The organism is Actinoallomurus sp. CA-150999, assembly GCF_050942425.1.
In the GTDB taxonomy this organism is placed as follows: domain Bacteria; phylum Actinomycetota; class Actinomycetes; order Streptosporangiales; family Streptosporangiaceae; genus Actinoallomurus.
The window spans coordinates 8098838-8116301 of sequence record NZ_CP192063.1; the positions used below are offsets into that span (position 1 = coordinate 8098838).

Genomic DNA, 17464 nt, shown 5'->3' on the forward strand with positions numbered 1-17464 from the left:
CGGACACACCGGCTGCGCGTGATCGTCCGCGCGATTAGCGTCCTTGACGAACCTGAGTGACGCGACGGCGGAAGAGTGACCCCAGCGGCCGGTGCGCGTGATGCGGCGCGCCCGGACGGCGGCGTTCGGGCAGGCGGCTGCCCGGGATGGGAGCCCCATGGCGGGCATCGGACGGCGGGATCTCCTGACGGGCGCGGCCGGTGCCGCGGCGATCGCGGGCATCGGGGTGAACGTCGCGGCCCCGGCGGAGGGCGCCACCGCGCCCCGGGCGCCCGGAGCGGAGCCGACGGGCCGTGCGCTGCGGCTGCGAGAGGGCACGGATCTGGCCGCCCAGGTGTCGCCCGACGGACGGACCGTCGCGATCGACCTCGTCGGCGTGCTGTGGACCGTTCCGGTGGCGGGCGGCCCCGCGCGCCGGCTGACCGACGACCTGATGGACATCGCGCAGCCGGAGTGGTCGCCGGACGGGCGGCGGCTCACCTTCCAGTCCTACCGCAACGGCGTCTTCGAGATCTGGGTGATCGACGCCGACGGATCGAACCCGCGCCGGCTGACCGAGGGGCCGTACGACCACCGTGAGCCGCGGTTCTCCCCCGACGGCACCCGCATCGCCTTCTCGTCGGATCTGTCCGGCAGTTACGGCATCCACACGCTGCGGCTGGACACCGGGGCCGTCAGCCTCGTGGCCGACTCGGCGGACGAGGAGTACGAGCCGGCGTGGTCGCCGGACGGCGCCCGCATCGCGTTCGTCGTCGCGAACACCCGCGTCGACGTCGTCGAGGTGGCGACCGGCGCGCGCCGTACGGCCGTGACGGTGCCGGCGGGACAGGTGATCCACAGCCCGGCCTGGACGCCCGATGGCGCGGACATCGTGTACACGCTCATCGCGGACGGCCGCAGCGAGCTGTGGCGATCGGGCCATGCGCTGGTGACCGGCGAGGAGGTCTTCCCCTTCCGGGTGTCGTGGACCTCGGCGAAGGAGTTCGTCTACACGGCGGACGGCCGGATCCGCCGCCGGTCCCTCGACGGCGGGCGGTCGCGCGACATCGGCTTCACCGCGCCGGTCACGGTCGCCGGCCCGTCGTACCGCAGGCGCCGGCGCGACTTCGACTCCACCGCGCCGAAGCCCGTCGTGGGCATCGGCAGCCCGGTGCTGTCGCCCGACGGCGGGCAGATCGCGTTCCGGGCGCTGAACGACATCTACACGATGAAGATCGGGCAGGCGCCGCGGCCGCTCACCCGCGACCACTGGTGGAAGGGCGACCCCGCCTGGTCGCCCGACGGCCGTTACCTGTCCTACTCGACGGACCGCGGCGGCAAACTCGACATCTGGATCCGGGACCTGCACACCGGGCAGGACCGCCGGCTCACGAACCTGCCGGGCGCGGCGGCGGTCTCCGGAACGTGGTCCCGCGACGGGTCGCACCTGGCGTTCCTCGACCAGACCGGGGCGCTGTACACCGTCGCGGTGGCGTCCGGGGACGTCCAACGCGTCTACTCGGCGACGTTCGAGCCCGGCCGCCCGACCTGGTCCGCCGACGGGAACGTCATCGCCCTGGCGGCGATCAAGCCGTACTCGGCGCGGTACCGCGAGGGCCTGAGCAAGATCCTCCTCGTCGACCGCCGTACGGGGGCCGGCACGTACGTCGACCCGCTGCCCGCGCGCTCGATCCAGACACGCGGCGACGACGGACCGGTGTGGTCGCCGGACGGCACCAAGATGGCGTTCGTCGTGGCCAGCGTGCTGTGGGTGGTCGACGTCCACGCCGACGGCACTCCGTCGGGGAAGCCGCGTCAGGTGACCGACGAGGTCACCGACGCGGTCAGCTGGAGCGGCGACTCCTCCGAGCTGCTGTACCTGAACAACGGCCGCCTGCGCATCGTGTCCACCGACGGCCGCCGCACCCGTACGGTCCCGGCCCCGCTGACCTGGATGAACACCCAGCCACGAGGCCGCACGGTCGTACGCGCGCGGCGGATGTGGGACGGCAGTGCGCGGCGGCTGCGCGACGACGTGGACATCGTGGTCGAGGGCCACCGCATCGTCGCCGTCGAGTCACGCGGACACGGCCAGGGCGACCGGATCCTCGACGCCGGGGACTCCGTGGTCATCCCCGGGCTGGTCGACATGCACAACCACCGGGAGATGCAGGGCTACGCCTACGGCGACCGCCAGGGCCGGCTCTGGCTCTCGCTGGGCGTCACGACGACCCGGTCGCCGGGCAGCCCGGCGTACCACATGGTCGAGGCCCGCGAGTCGTTCCAGTCCGGCGTACGCGTCGCACCCCGGTACTACGCCACCGGGGAGGCGGTCGACGGGCCGCGCATCTTCTACAACTTCATGCGCCCGACGTTCGACGCCCACCAGCTCGCCCTCGAGCTCGAACGCGCCGGCGCGCTCGACTACGACCTCATGAAGGCGTACGTGCGGCTGCCCACCGAATGGCAGCGGACGGTCATCGAGTGGGCGCACCGGCACGGCGTCCCCGCCACCTCGCACTACCACTATCCGGCGTTCGCCTTCGGCGGCGACGGCATGGAGCACATCGGCGCCACGAACCGGCTGGGGTACTCCCGCACGGTGACCGCGCTCGGCACCGGATACGCCGACGTCATCGACATCTTCAACGCCGCCGGCGCGGCCCGGACGCCGACGCTGTTCGGAGCCGCGGCGCTCTTCCGGGACGACACCTCGCTCGTCACCGACCGGCGGGTGACGACGCTCTACCCGGCGTGGGAGTACGCCGCCCTGCAGGCGGCGGTGACGACGGCCAAGACCACCGACCAGACCGTCAACCTGCAGAACCTCGCCCGTCAGGTCGCGCAGGTCGCCGCCATGATCCGGGGCGGTGGGCGGGTCATCACCGGCACGGACTCCCCCATCGCCAACATGGCGGTCAGCACCCACATGAACCTCCGCGCCATGGTGAAGTACGGCCTCACCCCGTACGAGGCGCTGGCCACCGCGACGCGGGTGCCCGGCGAGGTCCTCGGCGAACCCCTCGGGCAGATCAAACCGGGGATGTACGCCGACCTCGCCTTCCTGGGCGGCGACCCCCTGACGGACATCACGCAGGCCGCCGACGTCCGGCAGGTGATGGTCAACGGGGAGACGCACACCGTGGACGAGCTGCTCGCCCCGTTCGTCACCGCGCAGCGCGCCGCCGCGACGCCCGTCAGCCGGATGCTGCCGCCCGTCCCGGAGCATCCGTCCGACCGGCGCTACTGGTGGCACGACCCGCACTACCTGGAGGAGAGCAAGCGGTCCTGCTGCGTGGACTCCTGACTCACCGGCAGTGCCCCAGGCGCTCGTAGCGACAGGACCGAGATCCCAGCCCTGTCGCTACGACCGAGGCGCTTGTCGCGGTCGGCGGGCGGCCCCGCTACGCCGAGATCCTGGTCACGGGCAGTGCCCGAGACGCTCGCGCTCGGCGCTGCCCCTGCCGCTGCGCCGAGGCCGGGTCACAGGTAGTGGCCCAGGCGTTCGTCGCGGTCGGTGGGGGCGTCGGTCTCCGGGAGGTCCTCCGGGCGGAGGAGCCGGATCTCGTCGCGGTCCGTGACCCCCTGGCCGGTGATGCGCTGCGCCTGCAGGGCGATCGCCCGGTCGAGGAGGTTGCGCATGAGCCGGGCGTTGCCGAACGACTCGCCGCGGGCCGCCGTGCGCAGCCGGCGGCGTACGGCGTCGAGCACGCCCTCGGCCACCTGGAAGCCCGCGTCGGCCGCCATCACCTCGAAGATCGCGACGAGCTCGTCGTCGGTGTAGTCCGGGAACCGCAGGACGGTCGGGAACCGTGAGGCCAGGCCCGGGTTGAACTCCAGGAACCGCAGCATCGGCCCTTCGTACCCGGCGACGATGACGACGATGTCGGCGCGGTGCTCCTCCATCAGCTTGAGCAGCTCGGCGATCGCCTCGTGGCCGTAGTCGCGGCCCGAGTCGGCGGGGGTCAGGGCGTATGCCTCGTCGATGAACAGCACGCCGCCCATGGCCCGCTCCATCGCCGCGCGGACCTTCGGCGCGGTCTGCCCGACGTACTCGCCGACGAGGTCGGGGCGGGACACCTCGACCAGGTGCCCGGACGACAGGAGTCCCAGCTTGGCGTACACGGCGGCCAGGAGGCGGGCCATCGTGGTCTTGGCCGTTCCCGGGTTGCCGGTGAAGACCATGTGCCGGGTGGGCGAGGCGATCGGGATGCCGGCGTCGCGGCGGAGCTGCTCGGCCTTGGCCTCCGCGACGAGCAGGCGCACCTCCTGCTTGACGGCGTCCAGGCCGATGAGCCGCTCGATCTCGGCGAGCGGGTCGCCCGGCAGGTCGATGTGCCCACCGGCGGCCAGCGTGCCGGGGATGTCCTCGGCGAAGATCTCGTCGAGGGACTCGTCGTCGGTGAGCACCCCGTCGTCGAGGACGCGCCGGGACTGCATGGCGACGGCGCGGTCCAGCAGGTTGATCATCAGGCGGGCGTTCCCGGCGGCCCGGTCGCGGGCCCCGGCGTGGACGAGGTCGCGGACCTTGTCGAGCACGCCCTCGCGCAGCGCGAAGCCCGCGTCGGCGGCCTTCGCCTGGAAGATCTCGATGAGCTCGTCCTCGGTGAGGTCGGGGAACCGCAGCTGCTTGGGGAAGAACGCCGCCAGCTCCGAGTCGGCCTTGAGCAGGCCGTTCATCGGGCCCTCGGGGCCGCACAGGACGACGATGAGGTCCTCCGGGTGGGACTGCACGGCGGCCAGCAGGACGTCGATCGCCTCCCGGTTGCGCGGCGACTCGCCCGGCATGAGGTTGTGCGCGTCGTTGATGGCCAGGACGCCGCCGTGCGCCCGCTCGACCGCGCGGCGGACGCGGGGGCCGCTCTCGCTGACGTACTCGCCGACGAGGTCGGAGCGGTCGACCTCGACCAGGTGTCCCGAGGACAGCACGCCGAGGTCGGCGTAGATCCGGCCGAGGATCCGCGCGACCTTGGACTTGCCGGTGCCGGAGCTGCCGGCGAAGACCAGGTGCCGCGGCCGGCCGGCGACCGGCATGCCCGCCTCGCGGCGCATCCGGGCCGCCTCCGCCTCGGCGACGAGGAGGCGAACCTCGTTCTTCACCGACTTCAGGCCCACGCACGAGTCCAGCTCGGCCATCGGGTCGGCGTCGGCCGCGCCGCCGGGGATCACCCGCTGCGGCAGGTCCGCGACGGCGACCTCCGTCTCCCCGCGCGCGGTGACCGCGGCCACGCACTGCTCGGCGAGGTACTCCACGAGGCGCGCGCCGCGCAGGTTCAGCAGCGGCGGGGTGCGGGAGAGCAGGAGCCCGGCGGTGGCGGCGGTCTCCCGCGCGGCGGTCAGGCCGCGCCGGGCGACGGCGCGCCGGAACAGCTCGATGTAGTCGTCCTCGCCGAACTCACGCGTGCGGGCGACCCGGAAGTGCTGGTGCAGCGCCGGGTTCGCGTCGAAGATCCGCCCGTCGCCGCCGGTCCGGCACGCCGCGACGACGTGGAGCTTCTGGTGGCGTTCGAGGACGCGGCGCAGCTCCTCGGCGAACGCGGTGCCGCAGTGCTCCAGGGCGAGGATGCGGTCCAGCCCCTCGATGACGAGCAGCCGTCCCTCGAGGCACTCGCGGACGCGGGCGAGGAGGTAGAGGATCGTGTCGCTGACGTGGAGGTTGGCGAACACCTGGTCGGAGACCCAGATGGCCTCGCGGACGTCCCCGCGCTCGGTGAGTCGCTGCTCGATCAGGCGGACGGCCGTGCCCTTCCCCGTCGCCTCCGGCCCGCTGAACAGGACGCGAACCGGTCGCGGGGACGTGCCGGTGCGCAGGACGTCGGACAGCGCGGTGGCCAGTTCGGGCTGGCCGACGAGGTCGGCGCCGATCTCCTCCGTCACCTGGGTGGCGCGCGCCTCCTCCGCGGGCGCCGTGCCGGCGAACGCGGCGGTGAGCGGGTTGACGACCGTACGGGCGCGGAACAGGCGGCGCAGGTCCGTCTGGAACCCGCGGACCGGCAGCCGGCTCTTGGGGCTGACCGCGCTGTCGGGCAGCCCCTGCGCGCACCCGGTGATCCGCAGGGCCATGTCCAGCCAGGCCCGGCAGGCGTCCGCCTCTCCCGCGACCAGGCCGCGGGCCAGCCAGGAGCGCACCTCCGCCTGCCACGACTCGGCACGGAAGCCCTCGCGCAGGTGCTGGAAGCGCTCCTGCACGCTCTCGTAGCGCTCGACCCCGACGGCGAAGGCGAGGTCGGCGGGCGCGGCGGCCGCGTCGGCCTGCAGCAGCAGCCGGGCCAGCGCGGTGACGAGGGGATCCCCGCCGGGCGCCGCCGCGAGCAGGCGCTCGTGCGCGGCGATCCAGCCGGAGCACGCCCACGCGAGGTACGCCGTGGGGCCCGCCAGCTCGGGCAGCACGGACAGGGTGTCGTCCGACAGGTCGGACGCCCACGCCCGTTCCAGCTCGCCGTGCGGCGTCGTCAGGTCGCGCGCCCGCAGCTCGGGGTCCTCCGCGTGCCGGTCGAAGATCGCGATCAGGGCCCGGCGGCGCTCGTCCAGCGGCGTGATGCCGGCGAACACGTCGAGGGACTCGCGGGCGAGGGCGAACATCGTCTCCCGCAGCTCGACGTCGTCGCCGGCGTTCTCCACCAGCCACAGGCCGGGCGGGCGCAACCGCCCGCCCTGGCTGAACCAGGCGATCGGGTCGCGCACCGGCGACTCGGGCTTGGCCAGGAACTGCGCCAGCAGCTCGTAGTCGACGTCGCCGCGGGAACCCGCGCGGATCGCCGACGCGCCCAGCAGGAAGGTCAGCAGCGACCACAGCTCCGCGCCCGCCGCAGAGGTGTTCTGGGCGTAGAAGTCGCTGAGCCCGCCGGTGAGCGCCCTGGCGCGCTCGTCGGCGTCGAACGCGCGGGCGCGCTCGCGCACCTCGTCGTACAACCCGTCGGGCACACGCCAGGGGCCGTGCGCGTACACGTCGAGGACGGGCTCTTCCGTCAGCAGCGGTTCGAGGTGTTCCGGTAGGCGTGGGGGGCTCACGACGTAGACCTTACGACCCGCCGGAGGGAGGTCGCAGCCATCGGCAGGCCCTGTCGCGTCGGCGTTTCCTTCCCGGAGCGGCTCCTACCAGGCCGGTGTCACCGGTGGGCGGCCTCTACCGACGGCGGGTGGCCCCTGCCGGATCGGCGTTCTCCGACCAGGACGGCGGCCGGTCAGCGTTTCCAGCCGGGGCGGCCGGAGGGGCCGGGGTCGCGGTGCTCCGCCGCGATGCGCAGCGGACCGGCGGGGCGCCCCGGCTGCTCAGGTCCTGTCGGCTCCGCCTCGGCGGGCAGGGGCAGGGGCAGGGTGAAGCCGATCTCCGCGGGCCGACGCTCGAGCGCTTCGAGGTCCTCGACCGGGACCAGCGCCGCGAGCGGCCTGCCGTGCCGGGTCAGGACGATCCGCTCGCCGGTGTACCCGACACGGTTGACGAGCTCCGCGAGTTCGGCCCGGGCCTGCGTCACTGGGACCTCTCGTGTCATACGCCGATTCTATCATTCTGTACGTTCTTGCTATTCTGTACAGAACTCGCCGGGGCGTGGGCGGAAGCGCACCGGTGAACATGGCCACGCGTGGCGGGCACGCGTGGCAGCGAGGAGGCGCAGATGGACTTTCCGACATTCGAACCGCGCGCCCGGGTCACCGAGCTGCCCAAGGACGTTCATTCCGAGCAGCTCTTCCAGCGGCTGCTCGGGCAGCGCATCGTCTTCATCGGCTCGGAGATCGACGACGACCTGGCCAACCGCGTGTGCTCTCAGCTCCTGCTCCTCGCCGCCGAGGACGGAGAGCGCGACATCAAGGTCTTCATCAACTCGCCGGGCGGGTCGATGGACGCGATGTTCGCCATGTACGACGTGATGAAGTACCTGCCGAACGACGTCTCGACGGTCGCCCTCGGCATGGCCGCCTCGGCCGGGCAGTTCCTGCTCACCGCGGGTGCCCACGGCAAGCGCTACGCCCTGCGGAACACGCGGATCATGATGCACCAGCCGTCCGGCGGCATCCGGGGCACGGCCTCCGACATCCGCATCCAGGCGGAACAGAGCGTGCACATGAAACACCGGTTCCTGCAGCTGATCGCCGAGCACACCGGGCGGCCGTACGAGCAGATCGAGCACGACGCCGACCGCGACCGCTACTTCAGCGCCGAGGAGGCCCGCGACTACGGCCTCATCGACCACGTCGTCACCAGCGCGCTCGAGGCCGGAGGTGTCGCCCCGTGACCGCTCCCCTGTTCGATGCCGTGACCGGTCCGGTGGCCGGCTCCCTGTTCGCACCCGTGACCGGGCGGTACGTCCTGCCGTCCTACGTCGAGCGCACCTCGTACGGGATGAAGGAGAGCAACCCGTACAACAAGCTGTTCGAGGAGCGGATCGTCTTCCTCGGCGCGCCCGTCGACGACACCCTCGCCAACGACGTCATCGCGCAGCTGATCGCCCTGGAGGGCATGGACCCGGACCGGGTCATCAGCCTCTACATCAACTCGCCCGGCGGCTCCCTCACGGCCATGACGGCGATCTACGACACGATGCAGTTCATCAAGCCGGAGGTCGAGACGACCTGCATCGGGCAGGCCGCCTCGGCCGCCGCCGTGCTGCTCGCCGCCGGAGCCACCGGCAAGCGCGCCGCACTGCCGCACTCGCGCATCCTCATCCACCAGCCGAGCACCGAGGGCGGGTACGGCCAGACCAGCGACATGGAGATCCAGGCCAGGGAGATCATCCGGCTGCGCGAGCAGATGGAGACCATCCTGGCCCGGCACTCCGGCCGCCCGATCGAGCAGGTCCGCGCCGACATCGAGCGGGACCGCTACCTCACCGCGCAGGAGGCCCGGGAGTACGGCCTGATCGACGAGATCATCACCAGCCGCAAGCCCGGTTGACGCGCCCCGGCGACGGACTCCCGCCCTCCCCGATCCGGCGGGGAGGGCGAGGAGGCCGCGCAGGCGTCCGGCTCGCCCGAGGAGCCGCGCTGGCGTCCCGGGAACGCGCTGACCTGCGGGTTGGGAAGCAGACCCGTACAGTGCTCGCCGATCTTGTTCGGTTTCGAGGGGGTCGGCCTCCGACAGAGCGGTAGGCTCCGGGGCCGTGTCAGACCGACCGGACGACCCCGCAGGTGACCGGGACATCGAGGTTCAGCGGCTCCGGCGGCTGTTCCGGTTCTTCGCGGCCACGCAGTGCCGTGGCCGTTCCCCGGTGTACGAGGCGCTGAGCGAGGGCATCGCCGGCGACGACGGGCTGCTGGACCTGCTCATGTCCACGCCCGGCGAGCAACGGCGGCCCAGCCTGCTGTTCGCTGCGGTGAACCTGCTCCTGGCCTCGGATCCCGGTTCGGCGCCGGCCGAGTACTACCCGGTCCACGGCGGCCGACGACCGATCGACGACGGGCTCGTGCCGGCCTTCGCCGCGTTCTGCGCCGGGCACCGTGACGAGCTCGGCCGGCTGCTGCGCAACAGGTCCACGCAGACCAACGAGATCCGCCGCTGCGTGGCTCTTCGCCTGGGCCTCGATCACGTGTCCCGGCGCCGGCCGGGACCGCTCGCCCTGGTCGAGGTCGGTGCCAGTGCGGGCCTGAACCTGCTCCTGGACCGCTACCGCTATCGCGTCGGCGGCCAGGAGACACCCTCGGTCGCGGCCTCGCCGGTGACGATCGCCTGTGAGGTACGCGGCGGCAGCACCTCCGCAGGCCAGATCTTCGGGCCGGTCCCGGAGATCACCTCCCGGCTGGGCATCGACCGGCATCCGGTCGACCTGGCCGATCCCGATGCCCGCGCCTGGCTGGAGGCGTTCATCTGGCCCGAGCACACCGACGACCTCGCGGTCCTGCGCGGTGCCATCGACCTCGCCGTCTCGACCGCGGACGTGACCGTCGTCCCGGGCGACGCGATCACCGACACGGCGCGGCTGATCGGCGAGTTGCCGGGGCGTGAACCCGTCGTGGTCTTCACCGCCACGCTGCTCAGCTACCTCAGCGCCGACGCCAGGGCGGCCTTCGCCGCTCAGCTCCGGCAAGCCGCCGCGCACCGGCCGGTGGCGTGGATCTTCGCGGAGGCCCCCGGCCTCGTCGCGACCGCCGACCCCGGCCTGGCCGCGCTGGCGGGCCCGGTGGCCCGGCACAACGCGCTGTTCCTCGTCGGGGCCGGCCTGCTCGGCCCCGGGCACCGCGACGACGCCCTGCTCGCCATGGCCGACCCGTACCTGCGCTGGATCGCCCCGGCCCGGGACGAGGCCGACGACTTCCAGTGGCTGTTGGCGAACGCGGACGCCGACTGACGGTGTCGCGACGAACATGACGTGGTGATCACGGCGCCCGGCACTACCTACGTACCCCCGGACAGGTACGTATGCGGGTAGATCGGTCCTAACTGGGGGCCTGCTCGCGGAGGCACGATCCAATCATCGGTGTGAATCAGATCGATGGTGGTGTTCGAAGTGATCTCCAGCAGGACGCAGACGGCCCTCGCGGGCGTCACCGGCTCCAGCCGGCCGGCGGGGGCCCTGGCGGGCGCCCTGCGCATCGGCTTCCGGCCGATCGCCGACCGCCTGCCGGAGCGTTACGCCCTGTCCCTGCTGCGCGCCGCGCTCGACACCGGCGCCCGCCTGCTGCGTCCCGACCCGACCGTGACCATCGTCGAGCTGGACGACCTGGCGGACGAGTCGAACGGTCTGCTCCCCGGAGAATGGGTCCTCCCGGCCGAGCCCGGGGACGGCGCCATCCTGTACCTGCACGGCGGAGGGTTCGCCTCCGGCTCGCCGAGCACCCACCGCGCGATCACCGGCCGGCTCGCGGCCGACACCGGACTGCCCGTCCTGGTGCCCGACTACCGCCTCGCCCCCGAGCACCCGTTCCCCGCCGCCTTCGAGGACGGCCTCGACGCCTACCGGTGGCTGCTCGACCAGGGCATCCCGGCCTCCAAGATCGTCGTCGTGGGCGACTCCTCCGGTGGTCACCTGGCCGCGGCCGTCGTCGGCGAGGCATCCCGCCTCGGCCTGCCGTCCCCGGCCGGCGTCGTGCTGTTCTCGCCCTGGGTGGACCTCACCTGTGAGCTGTCGGCGCTGGGCGACCGGGAATGCCGTGACCCCTTCATCAGCCCCGAACTGGCCCAGCACTTCAGCCGGCTCTACGTCGGCGACGAGGACTGGTCGGACCCGCGCCTGTCCCTGCTCGATCTCGCCGGTCTCGACCTGCCGCCGTTCCTCGTGCAGGTCGGCGGCATCGAGGCGCTGCGCGCCGAGGCGGAGCATCTGGTCGAGGCCCTCACCGACGCCGGCGCCTCCTGCGAGCTTCAGGTCTGGCCGGGCCAGATGCACGTCTTCCAGTTCTTCAACCGCCTGTTCCCCGAGGCCGGGGCGGCGATGACCGAGGCGGCCGCGTTCGTGCGCTCCCACGTCGAGGCCGCCGAGGACGAGGCTCTGGACGAGCTCGCCGAGGCCGTCGACGAGATCTTCGAAGAGGTCCTGGACGAGGCAGCCTGACGGCACGGGCGGCTGACCGGTTACGACCGCTGTACGGCCGGCTTCAGCACCTCCTCGCACCACTGCCGGAAGCCCGTGGGGGTGCTGTTCTCCGGGGTACGCGGCTCGGCGTTGTAGGCGCCCCGATCGATCGCGGCGGCCATGTCGGCCATTCCCCGGGCCCATGCCTCGCTCGCCCCATTCCGCAGGAGTGTGGCCTGGTACGCCCCGGCGGGGACCTGCTGGAAGCGAATCGGCCGGTCCAGCACCTCCGACATGATCTTCGCCATGTCGTCAGGGGACAGATCCTCCGGCCCGAGTACCGGCACGCCGTCCTGCCCGGTCCAGGAGTCGTCGAGCAGCAGTTCGGCCGCGACGTCCGCGATGTCGCGGGTCGCGCACGTCGGGATCCGGCGATCTCCGGAGATCGCGAGGAAGAAGACGCCCTGGCTCTTGATCGGCTCGACCTGGTGAAGCATGTTCTCCATGAAGCCCGGCATCCGCAGGGCCCGGTAGCTCACGCCCGTCGCCTCGATCAGGTCGTCCATGGCCAGTGCCGCCGACAGGTGCCCGGCGTTCTTCACCACACCGCGGCCCAGGGTCGAGACGCCGACGACTCGCCGGATGCCACGGCTCGTCACGGCCTCGCACAACGGCCGGGTGAAACTCAGGGTGTGTCGTTCGACGCTGTCGGCGCGCGGGTCGGGGGGCACGACCCAGAACACGCTGTCAGCCCCGGCGAACGCCTCGGTGAGGACGCCGAGGTCGTTGTGCGACCCCGGCACCACCTCGACGCGTTCACGCACCCGCGGAGAGAGGCGGGAGGGATCGCGGGCGATCACACGGATCGTCTCTTCCGTGTCCAGGATGTTGTCGAGGACCTGCCGGCCGATCTGGCCGGTGGGCGTGGTGACGACGATCATCAGACCTCCAGGAGAAGTGGGCATTCGCATCCGGGTCCGGCGCGCTGGGCGACGAGGGCCGGCGAACGGCACTGAGCAGTCAATCCGGCCGGGGCACGAACCTGAAGGACCGATCCGATCACCATTGATACCCTGCGAGTATGAATGACCTGGAGGCGCGGGAGCTCCGGTACTTCGTCGCGGTCGCGGAAGAGCTCCACTTCGGACGCGCGGCCCAGCGGCTGGGCATGACACAGCCCCCGCTGTCCCGCGCGATCCGGGAGCTGGAACGCCGGCTGGACGTGCGGCTGCTCGAGCGCACCACTCGTCAGGTGACGCTGACGGCGGCCGGGGAGGTCCTCCTGCGGGACGCCCGGACCGCGCTCGACGCGATCACCGCGGCCGGCCGGCGGGCCCGGAACGCCGGCCGGCCCGCCCCGCTGCTGCGACTCGCGCTCAAGGCCGACAACGACGCCGGGCTGCTGCCGCGGATCCTCTCCACCTATCAGCGCGAGGAAGCGGCGCCGGCGGTGGAACTGGTGCTCGGCGGACGGGGCGAACAGGCACAGGCGCTGCGCGACGGACGAGCCGACGTCGCGCTGCTGGTCAGCCCCTTCGACGACCGCGGGCTGGACGTCGAGCCGCTACTGACCCAACCCCGCCTGGCCGTCCTCGCGGCGACCGACCCGCTCGCCGCCCGGTCGTCTCTGCGGCTGGCCGACCTGGCCGGCCGAAGGCTCCCCGACGGAACACCCGTCGGCGAGGACGGGCCCGCACGCCCGTACGACGCCGTCGACCGTACGCGGCCCCAGACGGCACGGCCCCAGGCGGCACGGCCCGAGCTCGTGGCCGGGACCCAGCAACCGGTCTCGGACCTGACCCAGATCTTCAGGCTGATTGAACTGGGCGGCGTCGTCTGCTTTCTCCCCACCTGGGTGACGCGTCGTTATCCGCTGCCCGGCATCGTCTACCGGCCGGTCAGCGATCTCCAGCCCGCCACACTGGCCGTCGCCTGGCCCCAGGACGCGCGCTCACCGGCGATCGCCGCCTTCGTCCGCGCGGCCGCGTCGGTGGTGGCCACCGACGCGGAACGAAGCACCGCAGGAGCCGGGCGATAAGCAGATGAAGCACGACCGTGGCGGCGTTTACGGTTGGACGATGCGTACGCTGACCACCGAGCGGCTCACCCTGCCGCCTTGGGACCCTCGCTTCGAGCAGGACCTCTGCCGGCTCAGTGCCGATCCGCGGATCACCCGTTATCTGGGGGACGGCCGGCCGTGGGACCGCGAGCGCGCCATCACCCGGCATGGCGCGATCCTGGAACACTGGCGGGAACACGGCTTCGGCTGGCGCGGCATCGTCCTCAACGACGCCGACGACGAGTCGGTCATCGGCGTCGCCGCCCTCAACCGTCTCCCCCAGCCCCTACCCGGTGTGGACGAGCCCGCGATCGAGATCGGCTGGTGGGTCGACCCACGCCACTGGGGCCGGGGCATCGCCACCGAAGCGGCGACCGCCATCCGCGACGAGGCGTTCACCGACCACGGCGCCGCGCGACTGGCCGCGCGCTACCAGCCCGCCAACCACGGCTCCGGCAACATCATGCGCAAGATCGGCATGCGCCACCACGACGACATCATCGGCCCGTATGACGAAGACGTACGCGTCTATGTCCTCGAACGCGCGGACTGGACTCCGGGCCCGCCTACTCGCTTTTGACCGCTTACGGCCGGGCCGGGCGATCGGTTTTGATCGCCTATTGACGAATGTGATCATCCCGCTCATAGTCCAGGCGTGAGCCTCCTCCGCCGCATGCGCCTCGCCCGAAACCCTGTTCCCCGCCCGGGTCGGCGGGCCGGACCGCGATCCAAGCCGGTCAGAACCGGCGTCGCGCTGGCCTCACTGGCCGGCCTCGTCGTGGCCGGTTCGCCGCCCGCGACCGCCGCTGCGGCCGGAGGGCGGGCCGACCGGCAGGCGGTGCGGTCGGGCGACGCCCGCTTCGAAGTGCTCTCCCCGACGTTGATCCGGATGGAGTACGCGGGCGACGGTGTGTTCACCGACGCCGCGACGTTCAACGCGGTCGGGCGGGACGGCTTCGGCCGGACGCCGTACCGCAAGAAGGTCGCGGGCGGCTGGTTGACCATCGACACCGGCAAGCTGACCCTGCGGTACAAGGTCGGCTCCGGGCCCTTCACCGCGGACAACGTGTCCGTGCGCCTGCGGACCGGGGCGCAGACGGTGACCGCGCATCCGACCTTCCGCGGGCCGGTCGACTGCGCCGCCGCGACGCTCTGCGAGGCGGAACAGGGCCTGCTCGAGGGCGGGGTGTCCGTCGCCTCGGACCACACCGGGTACACCGGCACGGGGTTCGCCGCCGGGTTCCAGGACGCCGGCGGCTCGCTCACCTACCCCCTCGACATGCCGGCCGCCGGCACCTATGACCTGCGGCTGCGGTACGCCAACAGCGTGGGCGGGGACGGGAAGAACACGACCCGTACGCTCAGCGCCGCGATCGACGGCGGCGCGGCGACGACGCTCACGATGCCGACCACCGCGGACTGGAACACCTGGGGATTCGTCTCCGTCCCGGCCGTGAAGCTCTCCGCCGGACGGCACACGCTCGTCGTCTCGCGGGGCGCGAACGACTCGGGCAACGTGAACATCGACAGCCTGGCGCTCACGGCGCCCGGCGCGACGTACCCGTCGCCGGCATCGGTTCCGTGCGACTACGGGATCGTGTGCGAGGCCGAGGCGGGCACGCTCGGCGGTGGCGCGACGCGTGCCGCCGACCACAACGGCCACTCCGGTGACGCCTTCGTCGCCGGACTGGAGCGGGCCGGCGCGTCCGACACGATCGCGATGCGGAACGTCCCCGCCGACGGGCCGTACGCGCTGCAGATCCGGTACGCCAACGGCTCCGGAACGCCGCGAACGGTCTCGACGGCGGTGAACGGCGGCACGGCCGCGACGACGTCCCTGCCGCCGACGGCCGATTGGGACACCTGGTCGACGGCCACCGTCCCGGTGACCCTGACCAAGGGCTCCGACACGATCGCGATCGGCTGCCCGACGGCGGACAGCTGTCACGTCAACCTCGACACCGTCGCCGTCACCTCGGCCGGGTCGCCGGTGCTGCCGGTGCACAGCCCGCTCGGCGGGTACCGGCGCAGCCTCGACGGCGTGGACGGTGGCGCACTGACCACACCCGGCCTGCTGTACCGCGACGGGTGGTACCTGCTCGACGACACCTCATCCGCGATGTTCGACACGGCGACCCGGACGGTGCACGCGCGGCCCGGCCACGGCGGCAAGCCGTACCAGGACGGCTACCTCTTCGGGTACGGCCAGGACTACAAGCGTGGGCTCGCCGACCTCAAGACGCTGACCGGGCCGTCGATGCTGCTCCCCCGGTGGGCGTACGGCGTGTGGTTCTCGGAGTACTACGACTTCACCGCCGCCGACTACCAGAACACCATCCTGCCGAAGTTCCGCTCCGACGGCGTCCCGCTCGACGTCCTCGTCACCGACACGGACTTCAAGTGGCCCAGCACCTGGAACGGCTGGCAGATCGACAAGCGCAAGTTCCCCGACGCGGCGGCGTTCTTCGCCTGGGAGCACGCGCAGGGACTGCACGGCACGCTGAACATCCACCCGAGCATCATGAGCGGCGACCCGAGTTTCGCGCAGGCGCAGGCCACGGCCAAGGGGAAGCTGGCGGCCACCGGCTGCAACGCGCCTACGGGACAGACCTGCCACACGTTCGACTGGGGCGACCCCGACCAGCTCGCGGCCTACTTCGAGCTGCACCAGCGCATGGAGCGGGAGGGCGTGGACTTCTGGTGGCTGGACTGGTGCTGTGAGGGCTCCCGGGTCTCGACGCCCGGCGTGACGCCCGACGCGTGGATCAACCTGCAGTACGCCGCCGACACCGCGAAGAACGTCGGGCGCGGGTTCGCCTTCTCCCGGGCGTACGGGTCCCTGCAGGCCGGCGGCTACAGCGGCCAGGCGGCGGTGCCGACCGGGCCCTGGGCGGACAAGCGCACCACGCTGCACTTCACCGGCGACACCACCTCGGACTGGCAGACGCTGCGGTTCGAGGCCGGGTACACGCAGGGCGAGTCGGCCGCCACCGGCCTGTCGGCGATCAGCCATGACATCGGCGGGCACAACGGCGGGCCCAAGCTCGCCGACGACCTCTACGTACGGTGGGTGCAGTTGGCGGCGTTCCAGCCGATCCTGCGGCTGCACAGCAACCACGGCGACCGGCTGCCGTGGCAGTACGGCGAGCAGGCTCGCGTCGCGGCGGAGCGGTTCCTCAACCTCCGCGAGAACCTGGTCCCGTACACCTACACGCTGGCCAAGGAGGCGGCGGACACCGGTGTGCCGGCCGCCCGGGCCACGTACCTGGAGTACCCCGGCGAGCAGGGCGCCTACGACGCGGCGGGCCGGGAGTACCTCTACGGCCCGGACGTGCTGGTGGCCCCGGCGGCCTCGCCCGGCGCGACCGCGACGACGTCGGTGTGGTTCCCGCCCGGCCAGTGGACCGACTACTTCACCGGGAAGACCTACAGCGGCCCCGCCACCCGGGACGTCACGACCGACTGGAACTCGATGCCGGTCTTCGTCAAGGCGGGCGGGATCCTCCCGACGCGTACCGACGATGTGACCAACGACGTGCAGAACCCGCTGAGCAAGGTCACGGTGAACGTCGCCGGAGGCGCCGACGGCTCGTTCGCGCTGTACGAGGACGACGGACGGTCGGCCGGCTCCCATCCCTCGGCCACGACGACGCTCCGGTACACCGAGAACGGCGGCGGGCACGTCCTGCGCATCGGCCCGGCGCGCGGCCGGTTCCCCGGGCAGGTGGCGCAGCGGCAGTGGACGGTCGTCTTCTCCGCCGCGGACCGGCCGGCGGCCGTACGGATCGACGGAGTACAGGCACCGGAGGGGAGCTGGTCGTACGACGACGCCCGCCGCAGGCTGACGGTCGCCGTCCCCGCCCGGCCGGTCGGGGCCGCGACGACGGTCGACTTCCGCTGACCCGGTGCCGCGGCCGAGGACCCTGTCTCGCCCCTGTCAACCCAACGGCCGGATCCGGCAATACATCGGATGTATCAG

Annotated in this window: 11 protein-coding genes; 8 read left to right on the forward strand and 3 right to left on the reverse strand. The window is 72.3% G+C overall.

Annotation, left to right across the window (positions count from 1 at the left end; all coding sequences use genetic code 11):
- Nucleotides 1-157 precede the first annotated feature (157 nt).
- A complete protein-coding gene (locus ACQP2O_RS37465) occupies nucleotides 158-3286 on the forward strand; it encodes an amidohydrolase family protein (protein ID WP_433173592.1) in 3129 nt (1042 codons plus the stop codon).
- A gap of 176 nt (nucleotides 3287-3462) precedes the next feature.
- Here the strand turns inward: ACQP2O_RS37465 and ACQP2O_RS37470 are convergent, their stop codons facing one another.
- Together ACQP2O_RS37470 and ACQP2O_RS37475 are read right to left on the reverse strand one after the other, a co-directional pair.
- A complete protein-coding gene (locus ACQP2O_RS37470; protein WP_433173594.1) occupies nucleotides 3463-6990 on the reverse strand; it encodes an AAA family ATPase in 3528 nt (1175 codons plus the stop codon).
- A 173-nt stretch (nucleotides 6991-7163) separates the two neighbouring features.
- Nucleotides 7164-7472, reverse strand: a complete 309-nt coding sequence (locus tag ACQP2O_RS37475) for a type II toxin-antitoxin system Phd/YefM family antitoxin (RefSeq protein ID WP_433173596.1) — start codon at nucleotides 7470-7472, stop codon at nucleotides 7164-7166.
- A 123-nt stretch (nucleotides 7473-7595) separates the two neighbouring features.
- Between ACQP2O_RS37475 and ACQP2O_RS37480 the strand changes: the two genes are divergently transcribed.
- From ACQP2O_RS37480 to ACQP2O_RS37495, 4 genes are all read left to right on the forward strand, one after another.
- The gene (locus ACQP2O_RS37480) at nucleotides 7596-8213 is read left to right on the forward strand and encodes a ClpP family protease (protein WP_433173598.1); all 618 of its coding nucleotides are present in this window, start codon (nucleotides 7596-7598) and stop codon (nucleotides 8211-8213) included.
- Nucleotides 8214-8221: 8 nt separating this feature from the next.
- Nucleotides 8222-8872 (forward strand): ATP-dependent Clp protease proteolytic subunit, encoded by a 651-nt coding sequence (locus ACQP2O_RS37485; protein ID WP_433191273.1) that lies wholly within the window; start codon nucleotides 8222-8224, stop codon nucleotides 8870-8872.
- 205 nt (nucleotides 8873-9077) lie between these two features.
- Nucleotides 9078-10262 carry a DUF2332 domain-containing protein gene (locus ACQP2O_RS37490; protein ID WP_433173600.1) on the forward strand — a complete coding sequence of 395 codons (1185 nt, stop codon included), beginning with the start codon at nucleotides 9078-9080 and terminating at the stop codon, nucleotides 10260-10262.
- Nucleotides 10263-10406: 144 nt separating this feature from the next.
- The gene (locus ACQP2O_RS37495; RefSeq protein WP_433173602.1) at nucleotides 10407-11465 is read left to right on the forward strand and encodes an alpha/beta hydrolase; all 1059 of its coding nucleotides are present in this window, start codon (nucleotides 10407-10409) and stop codon (nucleotides 11463-11465) included.
- Between the two features lie 20 nt (nucleotides 11466-11485).
- On the opposite strand, the gene ACQP2O_RS37500 is transcribed toward ACQP2O_RS37495, so the two are convergent.
- On the reverse strand, nucleotides 11486-12367 hold the full coding sequence (locus ACQP2O_RS37500; protein ID WP_433173604.1) for an NAD(P)H-binding protein: 882 nt from the start codon (nucleotides 12365-12367) through the stop codon (nucleotides 11486-11488).
- Between the two features lie 140 nt (nucleotides 12368-12507).
- On the opposite strand from ACQP2O_RS37500, the gene ACQP2O_RS37505 reads away from it, so the two are divergent.
- The 3 genes from ACQP2O_RS37505 (at nucleotide 12508) to ACQP2O_RS37515 (ending at nucleotide 17386) form a co-directional block, all read left to right on the forward strand.
- Nucleotides 12508-13464 (forward strand): LysR family transcriptional regulator, encoded by a 957-nt coding sequence (locus ACQP2O_RS37505; protein ID WP_433173606.1) that lies wholly within the window; start codon nucleotides 12508-12510, stop codon nucleotides 13462-13464.
- 40 nt (nucleotides 13465-13504) lie between these two features.
- Entirely contained in the window at nucleotides 13505-14065 is a 561-nt protein-coding gene (locus ACQP2O_RS37510) for a GNAT family N-acetyltransferase (RefSeq protein WP_433173608.1), read from the forward strand.
- 75 nt (nucleotides 14066-14140) lie between these two features.
- The gene (locus ACQP2O_RS37515) at nucleotides 14141-17386 is read left to right on the forward strand and encodes a TIM-barrel domain-containing protein (protein ID WP_433173611.1); all 3246 of its coding nucleotides are present in this window, start codon (nucleotides 14141-14143) and stop codon (nucleotides 17384-17386) included.
- The last annotated feature ends 78 nt before the right edge of the window (nucleotides 17387-17464 follow it).

Coding starts and splice junctions, on each gene's coding strand:
- ACQP2O_RS37500 (WP_433173604.1), bottom strand. CDS start 12,367: ATGATCGTCGTCACCACGCCCACCGGCCAGATCGGCCGGCAGGTCCTC.
- ACQP2O_RS37495 (WP_433173602.1), top strand. CDS start 10,407: ATGGTGGTGTTCGAAGTGATCTCCAGCAGGACGCAGACGGCCCTCGCG.
- ACQP2O_RS37480 (WP_433173598.1), top strand. CDS start 7,596: ATGGACTTTCCGACATTCGAACCGCGCGCCCGGGTCACCGAGCTGCCC.
- ACQP2O_RS37465 (WP_433173592.1), top strand. CDS start 158: ATGGCGGGCATCGGACGGCGGGATCTCCTGACGGGCGCGGCCGGTGCC.
- ACQP2O_RS37475 (WP_433173596.1), bottom strand. CDS start 7,472: ATGACACGAGAGGTCCCAGTGACGCAGGCCCGGGCCGAACTCGCGGAG.
- ACQP2O_RS37510 (WP_433173608.1), top strand. CDS start 13,505: ATGCGTACGCTGACCACCGAGCGGCTCACCCTGCCGCCTTGGGACCCT.
- ACQP2O_RS37505 (WP_433173606.1), top strand. CDS start 12,508: ATGAATGACCTGGAGGCGCGGGAGCTCCGGTACTTCGTCGCGGTCGCG.